Here is a 14,902-nt window from a genome sequence, read left to right on the forward strand (position 1 = left end):
GAGAGCCTTCCTATGAGCACCCCACAGGACTTTAATACTGAGCTTCCTATCGCCGTCAGCGAAGTCGGCGCGATCACTTCCGTAGGAAGAGGCATGCAGGACAGCTTCGCCTCGATCCTCGCCGGCATGTCCAGAAGCACTGAAGTGAGCGGGTTTAAAGTGTTCGATGGCGATGAGCACGACATGGTTCCGTTAATCGGACATCCGGTCGCCGCAGTCACTGAGGGCTTTTCCGCCCTTGCCCGCTGGCGCCTGTTGGCGGACCACGCTCTGGGCAATCTTATCCAGCGAGGTAAAACTCCCGGAGCCAAACTGACTCAGACGCCCACCGGCTGCGCAATCGTCTTGCCGACCCTGGAAGGCGACCGCTTCTACTATGACCGCAGAATTCGCCCTCCTTACAGCTCTGAAAGCCTGCTCAGCGGCTTGCTGATCAAGCACGGACTCAACATACCTCTGGAACAGCGGGGATATTTTTGCAGTGGCCATGCCGGGATCGGTGAGGCAATTCTCGCTTTAAAAAGTAAAATGGAAGCTGGCGCGATTCACCGGGGCATTATCATAGCCGTCGACTCGATGCTGGATGGCTTCTCTCTGCTATGGCTGAACGAAGCCGGGCGTCTAAAAACGCCTGACTCCGCCCACGGCCTGGCGCCGGGAGAGGCGGCAGTGGCTCTGATTCTGGAGCGGGCCGACGCCCTGCAGCAACGCGGGGGCAAGCCAATGGCCTGGCTGAAAGCCACTGCCTGCAGCGAAGACGATTATGGATTCTGGCAAATTGGCCGCACCCAGGGGCGCGGATTGATCAATGCGTTGAATCAAGCCACGCAGAACTTCGGGCCGGACTTCCAGACAGAACTCTATACCGATATTAACGGAGAGCACTGGCGCAGTACTGAGTTAGGCATGGCGATTCCCGGCTCGTCAATTGGACCAAGCCTGGCGGGCGGATTCAAAGCGGTGGCGGAGTCAGTGGGCGAAACAGGCGCCGCCAGCGGCGCGCTGAATATCGCCATCGCCGCCCAGGCATTAGCCTTGGGACAATCCCAGGCGCCCTACGCGACGATCCTGTCCAGCTCGGATTACGGCGACACCTGTGCGTGCATATTACAAAAGGCGATGTTATGAGCAAAAAGCAAAAGTCAGAAGGACCTCATGAGTGTTACACCGACGGCTATGGCCCGCACAAAACGGTGCAAGGCATGGAGGGCGGTTCTTGCCTGGCTCGCCATGAACAGTCTTACAAGAAAAACAACAGCTGCTCTTATCGCTGGCAGGGCGTAGAAAAAGCCAAAACGAAACCCGGCTGCGACGCCTACAACGCACACCCAAACACAAAATATCACATCACAGGCAGAGGAACCGGCCCCGTCGCCACCTCCAACCTGTCTAACTACACCAGTGACGGCAGCGGCTACGATGGCGTAGCGGGCGAAAGCTTCACCAGCAAAAAAGGCGACGCCTTCACGCTAGTGCAAGTGAATAACTTCACCACCGGCTTCGCCCCATACGGCAACCAAGTGCATCACATAGTTAATATAAGCTCGGTAAGAAACGGTATTGAAGAAATAGCGAAAGATCTACCCGACCTTAGAACATTAATCGTTAATGGTTTATTGGATGAGAAGTACAACATAAACCATAAAGACAATAGCTTGATATTGCCGACACAAAGAGGCGCATCCGCTAAAACTGGTCTACCCTCTCACTATGGCAGCCATCCCAAATATAGCAAAGGAATACTTAAGCACGTATTAAAAGCACTTAAACCTTATAAGAGCATCGCCAACCAAATGAAAAAGAAGAAAAAGGAGCATGATGCGCCAAATCCAGTTGAGTTGAAGGAAAAACTAGAGAAAGCATCCAACACCATATACCAAGAAATAATTGCACAGTCCGCGGCCAACAGAGAACTCAAAAAGGCAACTAAAATAAACGACGTATCTCCCTGCTCGCTTTTATCTTCATAGTAAAATATTACCAACACAAGTAACATATGAGCCAACAAGAAATGAAATATTTTATATTTAACACATTAGGTGACACAGACAACGATAATTATTGCTTCACTTCAAAAACTCCTGACGGTGGAGTTGACTCCTATGACTTAATAGCAGGGTTCAGGCTTTCCGATGAATATCCAGACGGTATAGAAGATGTTTACTGGAGTCTCGGAGACAACTTCATAGGGCTAGAGCTTGCTTCCTATATTGGAAACCCAAACAGCATTCTCGCATTTAATAAAAGTTCAGCAAAACTAATAACATCGACGGTTCAATCTGAGATAGAAACAATTCCATTCACCCTATTGAATTCCAAAGGAAAAGTATATAGTAATGACTATGTTTTCATTAACCCAGTAGGTTCTATTGACTGCATCAATTGGAAGGAAACAGTTTGTGATCGCAGCACGAATGGTGATGTTTCCAGCTATGAAAGACTGGTCCTCGACAAGAAAAAGATAGGCACCCTTCCAGACCTATTTCGCCTCCAGTTTTTAACTGACGAATATATATTCAGTGAAACTCTGGTTGATACACTACTAAAAGCGGAACATACAAACTTAATTTTTAGCGAAATTGAGTTCGCCTAATTCAAAATGAAATATTTTTTATTTGATTTCTTAGGCGATAAAAAGGAAGAAAACTACTGCTTTACTTCCAAAACGCCTGATGGCGGCATTGACTCGTACGACCTAATCGCAGGGTTCCGCTTGTCGGATGAATACCCTGATGGCATAGAAGAAGTAACTCTGAGCCTGGAAGACCAATTTCCAGGTGTTGAGCTGGCTTCCTTCATCGGCAATACTGATAAAATGCTCGCTTTCAACAAAAAAGCCGCCACGCTCATCACGTCAATGAGCGAGTCAGAAATAGAGGTAGTTCCCTTTATCCTCTATAACCAGAAAGGCAAAGTACATAGCACGGATTATGTCTTCCTTAACCCAGTTGGGGATAGAGATTGCATCAATTGGAAAGAATCTATCTGCACTCGTGATTCCGAGGGAGATATCTCCACCTACGACAAAGTTGTCTATTCAAAAGCAAAATTAAATGAAGCGCCTCACATATTCAGAGTGAAAAATCATACTGGATACTGTTTGTTCAGCGAGGAGCTGGTCAAAGCCCTACTGGATACAGGCCACACAAACTTAGTATTCAAGGACATTGAGATCGCCTGATTTAAAATGAAATATTTTCTCTTCAACACCCTTGGCGACACCAGCAACGATGACTACTGTTTCACCTCTGACACACCTGAAGGAGGCATTGATTCCTGGGACTTAATCGCAGGATATCGCATAGCTGACGAATACCCTGATGGCATTGAAGAGGTTATCCTCAAGCTTGAGGATCAGTTTCCTGGGCTTGTCTTAGCCTCTTACATAGGAAACCCCAACCAAATGCTAGCCTTCAGCAAAAAGGCGGCAGACCTAATTATATCAATAGCACAGTCTGAAATAGAGGTTATTCCGTTCACACTCTTAACGCCCAAAGGAAAGGTTTATAGTAACGACTACGTTTTTATTAACCCTGTGGGCGCGATTGACTGCATAAACTGGAAAGAAACTGATTGCTCCCGAAGAAAGAACGGCGATGTTTCCAGCTTTGATAAATTAGTTCTAGATAAGAAAAGAATAGATAATCCTCTTCACCTTTTTCGGCTCAAGTATTTAACTAACGCATATATATTTAGCGAAGTTTTGACCAAGTCACTACTGGATGAAAATCATACAAATTTAATTTTCAGTGAGATTGAGATAGCCTAGTTAAAAGTGAAATATTTTCTTTTCAAATGCTTAGGGGACAAGAGCAATGATGACTATTGCTTCACTACGGATACCCCTGAAGGTGGAGTCGACTCTTACGACCTTATAGCAGGATTTCGTTTATCTGACGAGTACCCGGATGGTATAGAAGATGTTGTTCTAAGACTGGAAGATAAGTTTCCTGGCTTAGAGCTTGCCTCATTCATTGGCAACGCCAACAGACTGCTTGCGTTTAGCGTATCAGCCGCTCAAATAATTACTTCCATCAACCAAGCAGAAACTGAAACCATCCCCTTCACGCTACTCAATAGCAAAGGCAAAGTACACAGTAAAGATTATGTATTTATTAATCCTGTAGGAAGCTGGGATTGTATAAATTGGAAGGAGTCTGTCTGTGAGCGAAATGCAAAGGGAGATATAAAGTCTTATGAGAAGCTCGTATTTTCCAGGGAAAAACTAGTGGGGGCGCCACATCTCTTTCGCGTAAAACACAAAACCAGCTTATATTTATTTAGCGAAACCCTGGTTAAAGCGTTACTAGACGCCGGCCATACAAACTTAATTTTTAGCGAAATTGAAATCTCTTAGTCAGACAATGAAATACTTTTTATTTAACACCCTGGGTGATACCGGCAACGATGATTATTGCTTCACTTCAAAGTTTCCTAGAGGTGGCGTTGATGCCTATGACTTAGTTGCCGGATTTAGGCTTTCCGATGAATATCCAGATGGTATAGAAGATGTTTATTGGAGTCTCGGAGACAACTTCTTTGGGCTAGAGCTCGCTTCCTATATTGGAAACCCAAACAGCATTCTCGCATTTAATAAAAGCTCAGCAAAATTAATAAGTTCAGTTGTACAATCTGAGATAGAAACAATTCCATTCACTCTATTTAACGCTAAAGGAAAATTATATAGCAATGACTATGTTTTCATTAACCCAGTAGGATCTGTCGACTGCATCAACTGGAAGGAAACTGTTTGTGATCGCAGAGATAATGGTGATATTTCCAACTTTGAAAGACTAGTCCTTGACAAGAAAAAAATAGACACCCTTCCAGACCTATTTCGTATCAAGTTTTTAACTCGCGAATATATATTCAGTGAAACCCTGGTTGATACACTACTAAAAGCGGAACATACAAACTTAATTTTTAGCGAAATTGAGTTCGCCTAATTCAAAATGAAATATTATTTATTCGATTTCTTAGGCGATACAAGCAACGAAAACTATTGCTTTACTTCCAAAACACCGGACGGAGGAGTTGACTCCTACGATTTAATCGCCGGCTTCAGACTGTCTGATGAGTATCCCGACTGCATCGAAGATGTTTATTGGCGTATTGGAGATAACTTTGTAGGACTAGAGCTTGCATCTTATATCGGAAACACGCACAGAATTCTCGCGTTCAATAAAAGCGCAGCAAACCTGATAACATCAACTGCTCAGTCCGAGATCGAAATCATCCCATTCACCTTATTAGACTGTAAAGGAAAGATACATAGCAAAGACTATGTCTTCATCAATCCAGTAGGCTCCATTGACCGTATTAATTGGAGAGAAACAGTTTGTAACCGTAGGAAGAATGGCGACGTCTCCAACTATAAAAAACTAGTCCTTGACAAGAAAAAATCCGATAACCTCCCCCATATATTCCGCATTCAATATCTGACTGCAGAATATATATTCAGCGAAACCCTTGTTAATGCATTACTAAATGCCGACCATACAAATTTGGTTTTTAGCGAAATCGAAATCCATTAAGATAGAGCAAGCCAAAATTACGGAACCTTTATTATGAGCTCACCCTACCTCGAAGATTATAAGGAAAACGCAGAGTACGAACTGGAAATAGCCCTTCCTATCGCAATAAAAGAAACTCTGACCAACATGCAGGCGCAATCGGTATGCATGTACTTTCGGCAGCGAGGCGCATGCGAATTACTGCTGACCGGTGAGCCAGACGCCTTGTATGTCAACCTGATGCAAAGCGCCGCACTACATCAGCACTACCTTCACTTTGCGCCGGAGAACGACAAAGTCACCAGCCGGGCGATGCCTTTCTATGACGCCATCGGCGGAGGTTATTGGGAGTGCGCGGAAGATATCGCAAAACATAGTCGCCTGACCTGGAATCAAAAACATGAGCTGGAAGAGGACTTTCTTTTTGTCCTGTTCATCATCAAACACTTTTTCCTTGGCGCAGACGAAGATGAGTGCAGGAGCATTATTGAACGTCACAACGATGCGGCGGAAGGCGCAGACTCAGAATACAGAGATGTTTGCGAAGCTTTTCTCGACGAGGACAGCGATGCGTTGCATGACGCCATCTGCGCCCTATTGGGTGTGCGGGCGGCGAGACTGGATAAAATGGCCGAAAATGAGTCGCTGCCTGATGAGATATTGGCCTGGTCCCGCTATTTTTCCATTGAGGCATTCGCCTTGCTGCGCTTAGCGGAGAAAAAAGGGATAAAGACAGCGATAAACTACTCTCAAATCCCAGAGGTCGCCAGAAAGTCTCCTGGATTCAAGTTTGAGCCGGATTCCTGGAAGTCATTACACTTTGCGCCTTAGCCAGGTGACTGCAACACTTTAGGCTTGCTGTGCGGCCATATGCGTTGAGGTTTTGTAGGCGCTCAACGCATATCCTGTTCTCAATGTGACAGTAAATGGCATGCCGCCAGACTATCGCGCCATGCCAAGCCTTCGCCATACGAGCCTTACTCGACAGTCACACTCCAGCTATCCAGGATCACAGGCGCTTTATAGGTTTTGCCATACCCCATAATGGTCAGCGTCCAATCTCCCTGAAGCTCAGCCAGGTCCATCGGCCCGATAATGTACTGCTTGCTGACGGAGCCTTCACCCGTACCCACTTTGCCGGTATAACGTCCCAACTGCGTTCCGGAAGGGCCGGTCAGCACAGCGTTGACATACTTTATATCAAGGAAGTTCAAGGTGACGGCGACGCTTTGCGCATTATTCTCAAAAGGCACGTTTAGCTTGAACTGCTTCCAGGCGCTGCCTTCCGCGCCGCGATCGATGCGGCTGGCCTTATCATAGGTATATATAGAAGGGCCATCTGGTTGATCATCACCGTTATCGTCTCCGCCTACTGACTTGCCGTCATCGATAGTAATGCTCCAGTTATCCAAGGTGACTGGCGCATCCAGGCTTTTACCATACGCCAGGATGCGTAACGTCCAGTTTCCGCTGACCTCGGGGACTGATGTATGGTCAATGACGTACTGTTTGCTTAAGGACCCCTCCCCTGCCCCCACTACGCCGGCAAAGCGCCCCACCATCATCCCACTGGGATCGGTCAATACTGCGTTAATGGATTTAGCATCAGTTAAGCTCAGATTTACACTGATGCTTTCTATGCTATCTACATAAGAAACGGGCAATACGATCTCTTTCCAGGTCGCAGAGCCCGCATTGCGATCAATGCGTGTCGGAACGTCGTACTGAAAGGTTTCCGCGAGCGCCAAAGGCGCAAAACTCAAAACCGCTAAAGCCGGCAACAACAATCTTCTCAGCAACGCCATAGGATTCTCCCACTTAATTAGCATGCAGCTCCACATCAAGCCCAGGTTGTTAAGAGCCTGTTTACACAGGAAAAAAGAATACTAGAGGCGCACAACAACAGCACTCCTGCAAACACCCTATCAACGCTGGTCATAGGTACTACGCAAAATGGAGAGCCTCATTTCTGAATGTGCAGCGGAGTGTAACCTCATCAAAACCACCCAGCTTTTGTGATGAAAATCACATTGGCTTAAAAAAAGAAGGCGAAATAGGAAACCGAGTCACTGGGTTTTCATAGAAGAACTCTTATTAATTAGTGTCAGAGTGACTTAATAAAAATAGTGTCAGAGTTAATCTTCTCTGCCTCGTTTATATATGTATCCGAGGCTAATGCATAAGTATTTTAATGGTGCCAGAGTGAAGCCGAAATACAGTTTAATTATCGCCCAGAGTCGTATTAATTTCTGGCTTTAAATAGTGTCAGAGTCACTTTAATTTGTTGAAAAATATAGAATTTTATCCTTGAAGATCAAAGTATATCCGCTCATACTGCAACCACGCTTTAGGTAACCCGATGCAGTAAAAGCGATAGAAATTTTCTGAAAAAAATTTTGAAGGGTTTCCAAAATCTTCGACGCTTTAACTCTCGAAGATGAATTAAAACAGATAACTCAACTAGAGGAATTTCAACATGGCTATTTACATGAACTACGACGGTCTGAAAGTTAAAGGCAACGTGACTGCTGAAGGCTACAAAGACTGGATTCGTCTGGACAGCTTCCAATTCGGCGTTGGTCGTCACATCACGATGGAAGCCGGCCACATGTCCAACCGCGAAGCTACTCGTCCTAGCATCAGCGAAATCTCTGTTTCCAAACTGATGGACACCGCTTCTTCCGGTCTGTTCAAAGAGTCTTTGACTGGTACTGCTGGCGTTAAAGTTCTGGTTGATATCGTTCGCACTCAGGCTGACAAAATCGAGAAATACGTTTCCTACGAAATGGAAGACGTAATGGTAAGCAGCTACAGCGTTTCCGCTGGCGCTGAATCTGCTCCAGCTGAGTCTATCTCCCTGAGCTTCTCCAAAGTAACTATGTCTTACACTGCTGCTGACAAGAAGCACGCTGGCAAGACTCCAGAGCGCGTTGGTTACGACCTGGAAGCTGGCAAAAAGATCTAATTTGGATCTGGAGTCGCTCCTTCAAGAGCGACTCGCCAAGCAAACAAAAAAGGCGAGTGGGATTTCCCCCTCGCCTTTTTTGTTGCAGTTGAATATATAACAGGTCCGTCACCTCAGATCATCACAAGGCGACCTCAATTCGAACCAAAGCTAAATGCTAACGCAGGATAAGATAAAAACCTGCGACGCCAGCCGCCACACAGCAAGACGCCAGCAGCGTCAATAAAATATTCCTGAAACGAGACCTGGTAATTGCTGAAACTTTATTGACGTGCGCTCTCTCTTCCAAAAGCTGCTCCAAAACCACACGCCTCTGACGACGCACTTCTCCCCGACCGATCTGCCCTTTTAGCTGCTGATGATTGATGCCCATCAGATCAGGATGCAGTTTGCTCCCGCACTCTTCAGTGCGCTTGGAGGGCGATAAAGGTGACATTATCTTTCGCATCCCCGTTTAAGGTTTCTTTAAGCAGCGTGTCGGCCGCCTCGCTCAGACTTCTAATTTGCATAGCTTTCGCCAGACCATCTTCTCCAACCTCGTTGTACAGGCCATCCGTACAAATTAAAAATCGATCAGAAGGCTCAACCAGTATGGCGTTAACATCTACGCATAAATGTTCATGCACGCCAACGGCGCGGGTAAGCATATTGCGAAAGCTGCTTTGCTCCGCCTGCGCGGGCGTCATATCCCCCTTATCAACCAGCTCCTGCACCTTGCTATGGTCATGCGTAATACGATGCAGCTTATGATTTCGCATGAGATATACGCGAGAATCACCAGCCCAGACCGCAACCGCCACACCATATCGAACAAACAGGCAAGCTACCGTCGATCCAACTTTACTGCCGTTCAGTTCTTGCTGCGCATAAGCCAGCAAATCATCGTTCGTTTTGATCAATGCGTCTTCAATTTGCTCGACCACATCCACCAGATACGCTCGCAGCGGCAGATGATCAAGTTGCTCTACGATCTTCTGGCTGGCGACCTCGCCGGCATGATGCCCGCCCATGCCGTCAGCCACCGCCCACAGACCACCCGCGTCCCGGGCCAGCGCAGCATCTTCATTGTGTTTTCTAACATTGCCCACATGCGTGCGCAGCTCAGACTTCCAGTTAAGGTGGTTCGCCATGAAAATTACATCTGTTCACAGGTCGCCGGACGCTGGTAGCGTCCGATGAAAAATATCCGATTTTCCATTCCTATCTATCGTTCCATCCCCACTGCTGCCATTTTCCATCGAGGAAAGCTGTAAATCCTTGAAATTTAGGCAACCTTTCTGCTGCGACAAATCTGGGCGACACCCATGTGGAGCCCTGAGTCCACCAAAAGCTATGCGGTTCTTCCTGCTTCGTGAGCATGACGTCCAACGCCCCAATCGCCACAGGGAAAGTGGATTCATCCTCTTCGGGAATCTCCAGACTGAGACTTTGAATGGAGCCGCCCGCCAGAGTTTTCTCAAGCGGCGGCGTCATCGCTGCAAGCTCTGACCGAAATTCTCCAAAATCAATGATCTGCTCAAGCAGACGTCCAATAAGGGTTTCTAATGTTTCGTACCACTCGCCATTGCTCAACAAAGTATCGACATAACTGATACGAGAGCTCAGCGGATGCAGTACAGTGAATGGAAAATATCGACCTACGCTATCAACGCTGGGACACCACAGCCCAATCCATGCCTGCTCATCAAGGACTTTGGGCATAATCATGAAGCGCCACCAGGGCGCTACAAGATAGTAATCCAACCAACGTTGTCCCAAAGACTGCTGACTTGCGTACAGACTGTTCTGCAACCATTTATCCCACGCCGAACCAAACCCGCCAGGCAGGTTCAGCTGGATAAAGTCCCCCGAAGACGGCAATTTGCCAAAATAGCCAACAGACGAGTTATTCACTTGCTCCCCATATTCGCTTATCAAGCTCTACCATCCCAACCCAGTTAGAACAGCCATTTAGTTCTGTTTTCACTACCTTTAACTCTCTATAAACCGCTCGGGCAGTCGTACCGCTTTATCCATCCGGGCGTGAATGGATTAACCGTGCTACTGGCGAAAAGCTCCATTTCTCCATTGCGGTGATCCACACTGATCACTACGTTATACAGACGGGAAGTGCTCCCTTTATTCACCTTGTGAGCATCCAACAATCGGAACAGTCCCCAGTCCCCTTCATACGCGTCCGTGTGCAGCGTCTCGTTCAAATCTTCAAACACCACTCTGGCGCCACTCTTATCGGCTGGCCAATCCATGCTCATTTTCAACTGTGGACCATGGGTATAACGCAAGCGCTGACTGCCAACCTCGAAATCGAAACGGCGAACGGTGTTATCCAGTTTATGTGGTTTTACCTGGAAGCGTACGTGCGGGTCTTCACCTTTATCGCCGAAGAATACGCGACGAATAGAGTCGGCCACCTGCATCTGCTGCAGAGCCTGACTACTGATGCCAATACCACGACCATCCACGCCCTTCGCGCGCCAGGATGAAGTGATGAAAGGCGCGACGTTCGCTTTGACGAAGCTGTCTTCAATGCCGCCAGGCTTGAAGAACGCCGCAAAGTCGCTCAGGGAAGCATCGCTGGATGACCGGGAAGAGAATGGGTAGTTCTTCGCCAACGTCTTCTGGTAGACAGAGTACACTTCTCTATTCCAGGCCGCACTCAGGTGCGAGCCGCCTGCGCCCAACAACACTTTCCAGCTTTGGTCGCCCATGGACTCCAGCCAGCCTTTCAAATAACCCGGCGCTCTTGATGCCGTGACGCGTAGCGCTTTGACAGGGTCTTCTCCGCCACTGAAACGCGCCAGTGCGAATTTGAAAGCGGCCTCAGATGAGTTCGGCGCAAGAGAGGTCTCTTCCAATTTGTCGAATATGCCGCGAAGTTTCTCCCAATAACGGTCAATTTCTTTATCTTCCATCAACCTATGCAGCGACTTGAAAGCATCATCCACTGGCGTTGGCTCACGCTGCTGCGCCACCAAATTCGCTGCGGCGTCTAAGGCCTGCCCAGCGCGCCCGCTGACGTTTGCGTCTGGCAGCGGAGGCGTCAACAACGTTTCTTTGCTGGCGCGGTTCAGCAGAGTCAGAATCGGAGATTGAGTGCGGTCCAGGTTATTGGCCAGCTTGTTACGCGCTACATCCATAGAACCGAAATCGACCACTTTGGGCGAATTCAGCGCACGGTTCCAAACATCGATGTAGTCGGTGAAATAGAGATGTTTGATCTTCTCTACAATGTTCTCCACATCTTTTTCAGAGAAGTCCTCTTCCACTTGCGCCCCAAGAATCCACTGCTCGCTTGAGTAGCGCTTGACCAAGTTAGAGTCGGGAGACAGATCCAGCTTGCCATACCCCGCTTTGGTGTACAGACGTGGAATCTTAAGGTCTGAGCTTACTTGTGAATCCACGACAAAGGTGCCAGCGAAGTCCACACCCAAGTCATCACGCAAATTCAGGAAGCCAGCGAACTCAGGCTGACGTTTGATTTGCTGGTAAATACGTCTCTCGATCGGAATGGTTCTAAGCTTTTCACGACTGCGCTCAACAACCGTGTCCTTCAGCGTCAAATCCGTGAAATTGTCGCCCAACACTTGGTTCAAGTGCGTTTTCAGAGCTCCCTGCTCAGACGCCTTACCTGGGAGCTTCTCTTCCCAATAACGCGCAAACCAAGCCTTTATCTCATTGTTGTCGCGGACGCGGCTATTACCCATCATCAGATAAACACGCAAGGCCTCGTAAATGGCGTCGTTGTTATCTTCCGTAACCAGCACGCCTTCCAACCTCTGGCGCAACAGCGGAGTTAAAAAGTGGCGCAATGAAGCATCGAACGTTTTTTCGGTTTCCGTAACAACGCCTGCGTCATAGAGCCCCAAATTACTCAACCAGGGGTGATCCACTTCAGAGTAAAGCTGCTGGGCGTCTTCCAATGGCTTCAATATATCCAGTACTTGCTCAAATTCATTGGGTTCAGGATTGGCCGAGGCCAATTGATTGTGTTTGTTCAACAGTTCCTGAATTTCCGCCATCATGTTCTGCGTGCTCACCACACTTGAAGTCCATGCGGCAAGGGCTCCGCCGAAGGCGAGCAATAGCGTGAAGAAAGCGACGCGGCGCGTCCACTTTATGCGGCCTTCATAGCGGGTATTGAGTGTGGCGATTTCGGCTTCGGGAAAGATAACTTCTTTCAACAGCTTGTTAAGGAAGAAGCTTTTACCCGCGCCTGGCGCATTAGCGGCGACGTTATAGTTGATGCCGTAATTAGAAGACAGGTTCGCCAGAATCCGGTCAATCGGCCGCCCTTCCTGGGTGCCGCTGGTGAAATACACGCCGCGGAGCAGCGATTGTTTTTCGAAACGACTGGTTTTGAAAACAGACTTGATAAAGCTATCCAGCACTGAGCGCATGTTCTCCACTTGCCCAGGGAAAGCGAGAATCTTAGAACGTCGGCGGGTGTCTCGCTCCTGATGCGCCCGCCAAATCACCCTCTCATTTAACCGCTTGACCAATGCTTCGAATTCCGGAGCGAAATATTCCGCCGTTTGAGAAGCGTTTTGATCTTCCGTATTGGGGAAGGTCATCCCCCAGACTTTTTCACGCTCCGTGGCGCCAAGATTTTCAAAAAACTCGTTAAAGCCGGAAATAAGATCCGCTTTTGTGAAAAGGAAATAAATCGGGAAACGAACCTGGAAGTTCTCCGCCAGCTCCTGAATTCGATTGCGGATACGTTCAGCATGCTGCAAACGTTCCGCTTCGCTGGAGCTCAGCAAGTCCTGAACGCTCACCGCCAAAAGAACGCCATTGATCGGCCTGCGCATACGATGCTTTTTCAACAACGCAAGGAAGTTACGCCAGCCTGTGCGATCCTGCGCTGCGTCACTGTCTTGGGTAGTGTAACGGCCAGCCGTATCGATTAGCACGGCTTCATCAGTAAACCACCAATCGCAGTTACGGGTACCGCCTACGCCACCGATTTGCTGCAGACCCAGCTTTTCCTTCAACGGAAAATGCAGCCCGGAGTTGATCAACGCGGTCGTTTTACCTGCGCCCGGCGGCCCAATAATAATGTACCAGGGCAATTGATAGACTGAACGCCGTCCAGCCTTGGTGTCGAACTTTGCGGTGCGCAGGAGACTCATCGCCTCACGGAAGCGCTCGCCAACAACTCTCGCTTCTTCATCAGATGCAGAAGGTTTGGCTTCTTCTTGAATCGCCTCCACCATGGAGTTGTTTTGCTTGCGCTGTCCCAGCATTTTTATCAAGAAGATAATGGTGGCGACAAACCAGACGCAGAGTATGACGACCAGTCTGACCGCCCCGGAAGCGGGCTCCGCCTTTTCTCCGAAGCGGACGTAATCGGCCCCGAACCATATCACCAGAGAAAGCGCTATAAGTCCCACTACCGTCAAAAACCGTGGGTCAATCATCCATTTAAAAAAGCGGGACATAAGTCTCCTCATGCAACCGAAAAAGAGAGTTCAAACTACAGGACCGGATATCCGATTCGGGGAGCGGTCCGATCGATTCATCAACTTAAGACTGATACTTTTGCGTCAGTTCCTGAAGCTGCTGCGCCTGCGCGTCGGTCACCGTACCCAGCCAATAACGGAAGCCGCTATAACTCAGCAACAGCGCCGCCGCCATAATGGACGCGACAACCCACAGCGGCACGTATTCCGAAATACGCTTTTTCGCAGGAGTAGAGCCACGCCAGCGAGGAGACAGGTCTCCGTCGAACTCGCCGCGCTGCATCTGAATAGTGCGCACCAAGTTATCGCGAATGGTCTCCAGATAATCCCTGCCACGGGGATCCAGCTTATATTTCCCTTCAAAGCCAAGGCTCAGGCACACGTATATCAGTTCAATGAGGTCGATATACTTGGCTGGGGTCGCCAGGATCTTGTCCAATATCAGGAATACTTTCTCACCGCCCACGTTCTCGCGATGGAACGTACTGAGAAGCGTCGCTCGCGACCAGCCGACTTCCGCTCCCCAAGGGGTATTCATAATCGCCTCGTCCAGTGCGGAGCACAAAACATAGCGAGCCGATAGCACCACATCAGAGGCGACGCCCTTCGACTGCGCTTCCGACTCAAATCGGCGAATCTGCTGAATAACCTGCTGGCGCAATTGATTGGGGTTTTGCACCTGAACGGTCTGACGCAACTCTCCCAATAACGCTATCAGCTCCGAAGCGCTGGCGGTAAGAGGGTTCAACCCCTGTTTTACATCCAGACCCTGCCCGCTTTCCATTGCGCCGGGAGGAGGCGCTGGCGCCTGATGGGGCGCAAAAGCAGTCGGCGGAGGCTGTGTTGACAGTCCGCCAGAAGAGCGCCCTCCAGGTGTGGGTACAATGACTGTACGATCACCGCCGCCGGCGCCACCGAAAAATGTTTTATCAGAATCGTTGCTCATGACTTCTAATCTCGCTCAA

The 14,902-nt window shown here is 48.5% G+C and carries 16 protein-coding genes; 10 read left to right on the forward strand and 6 right to left on the reverse strand.

The window, feature by feature from the left end:
* Positions 1 to 12 precede the first annotated feature (12 nt).
* The 9 genes from EUZ85_RS21615 to EUZ85_RS21655 are packed head-to-tail and all read left to right on the forward strand — an operon-like array spanning position 13 to position 6,344.
* On the forward strand, positions 13 to 1,128 hold the full coding sequence (locus tag EUZ85_RS21615; RefSeq protein WP_127971826.1) for a hypothetical protein: 1,116 nt from the start codon (positions 13 to 15) through the stop codon (positions 1,126 to 1,128).
* Positions 1,125 to 1,970, forward strand: coding sequence for an AHH domain-containing protein (locus tag EUZ85_RS21620; protein ID WP_127971828.1), 846 nt, complete (start codon positions 1,125 to 1,127; stop codon positions 1,968 to 1,970). The genes EUZ85_RS21615 and EUZ85_RS21620 overlap by 4 nt, the downstream gene beginning before the upstream one ends.
* Positions 1,971 to 2,011: 41 nt before the next feature.
* Positions 2,012 to 2,593: a hypothetical protein gene (locus EUZ85_RS21625; RefSeq protein ID WP_127974534.1), complete on the forward strand. Its 582-nt coding sequence runs from the start codon at positions 2,012 to 2,014 to the stop codon at positions 2,591 to 2,593.
* Positions 2,594 to 2,599: 6 nt separating this feature from the next.
* Positions 2,600 to 3,181, forward strand: coding sequence for an imm11 family protein (locus EUZ85_RS21630; protein WP_127971830.1), 582 nt, complete (start codon positions 2,600 to 2,602; stop codon positions 3,179 to 3,181).
* A 6-nt stretch (positions 3,182 to 3,187) separates the two neighbouring features.
* Positions 3,188 to 3,769: an imm11 family protein gene (locus tag EUZ85_RS21635; RefSeq protein ID WP_127971831.1), complete on the forward strand. Its 582-nt coding sequence runs from the start codon at positions 3,188 to 3,190 to the stop codon at positions 3,767 to 3,769.
* Between the two features lie 6 nt (positions 3,770 to 3,775).
* A complete protein-coding gene (locus EUZ85_RS21640; RefSeq protein ID WP_127971833.1) occupies positions 3,776 to 4,357 on the forward strand; it encodes an imm11 family protein in 582 nt (193 codons plus the stop codon).
* A 7-nt stretch (positions 4,358 to 4,364) separates the two neighbouring features.
* Complete coding sequence (locus EUZ85_RS21645; protein WP_127971835.1) at positions 4,365 to 4,946, forward strand: hypothetical protein; 582 nt, start codon at positions 4,365 to 4,367, stop codon at positions 4,944 to 4,946.
* Positions 4,947 to 4,952: 6 nt separating this feature from the next.
* Entirely contained in the window at positions 4,953 to 5,534 is a 582-nt protein-coding gene (locus EUZ85_RS21650) for a hypothetical protein (RefSeq protein ID WP_127971837.1), read from the forward strand.
* 33 nt (positions 5,535 to 5,567) lie between these two features.
* Positions 5,568 to 6,344, forward strand: coding sequence for a hypothetical protein (locus EUZ85_RS21655; protein WP_127971839.1), 777 nt, complete (start codon positions 5,568 to 5,570; stop codon positions 6,342 to 6,344).
* A gap of 146 nt (positions 6,345 to 6,490) precedes the next feature.
* On the opposite strand, the gene EUZ85_RS21660 is transcribed toward EUZ85_RS21655, so the two are convergent.
* Complete coding sequence (locus EUZ85_RS21660; protein WP_164887317.1) at positions 6,491 to 7,318, reverse strand: proprotein convertase P-domain-containing protein; 828 nt, start codon at positions 7,316 to 7,318, stop codon at positions 6,491 to 6,493.
* Positions 7,319 to 7,989: 671 nt separating this feature from the next.
* Between EUZ85_RS21660 and EUZ85_RS21665 the strand changes: the two genes are divergently transcribed.
* On the forward strand, positions 7,990 to 8,478 hold the full coding sequence (locus EUZ85_RS21665; RefSeq protein ID WP_011398068.1) for a type VI secretion system tube protein Hcp: 489 nt from the start codon (positions 7,990 to 7,992) through the stop codon (positions 8,476 to 8,478).
* Between the two features lie 157 nt (positions 8,479 to 8,635).
* On the opposite strand, the gene EUZ85_RS21670 is transcribed toward EUZ85_RS21665, so the two are convergent.
* The 5 genes from EUZ85_RS21670 to icmH all read right to left on the reverse strand — a co-directional run bounded on the left by EUZ85_RS21670 (position 8,636) and on the right by icmH (position 14,883).
* Positions 8,636 to 8,914, reverse strand: a complete 279-nt coding sequence (locus EUZ85_RS21670) for a hypothetical protein (protein WP_127971843.1) — start codon at positions 8,912 to 8,914, stop codon at positions 8,636 to 8,638.
* Positions 8,883 to 9,608 (reverse strand): PP2C family serine/threonine-protein phosphatase, encoded by a 726-nt coding sequence (locus EUZ85_RS21675; protein ID WP_127971845.1) that lies wholly within the window; start codon positions 9,606 to 9,608, stop codon positions 8,883 to 8,885. The genes EUZ85_RS21670 and EUZ85_RS21675 overlap by 32 nt, the downstream gene beginning before the upstream one ends.
* Positions 9,609 to 9,678: 70 nt before the next feature.
* On the reverse strand, positions 9,679 to 10,371 hold the full coding sequence (gene tagF, locus EUZ85_RS21680; protein ID WP_127971847.1) for a type VI secretion system-associated protein TagF: 693 nt from the start codon (positions 10,369 to 10,371) through the stop codon (positions 9,679 to 9,681).
* A gap of 86 nt (positions 10,372 to 10,457) precedes the next feature.
* Positions 10,458 to 13,916: a type VI secretion system membrane subunit TssM gene (gene tssM / locus EUZ85_RS21685; protein WP_127971849.1), complete on the reverse strand. Its 3,459-nt coding sequence runs from the start codon at positions 13,914 to 13,916 to the stop codon at positions 10,458 to 10,460.
* 85 nt (positions 13,917 to 14,001) lie between these two features.
* Complete coding sequence (gene icmH / locus EUZ85_RS21690; protein WP_127971851.1) at positions 14,002 to 14,883, reverse strand: type IVB secretion system protein IcmH/DotU; 882 nt, start codon at positions 14,881 to 14,883, stop codon at positions 14,002 to 14,004.
* Between the last annotated feature and the right edge of the window lie 19 nt (positions 14,884 to 14,902).

Source organism: Hahella sp. KA22, from assembly GCF_004135205.1.
GTDB lineage: Bacteria > Pseudomonadota > Gammaproteobacteria > Pseudomonadales > Oleiphilaceae > Hahella.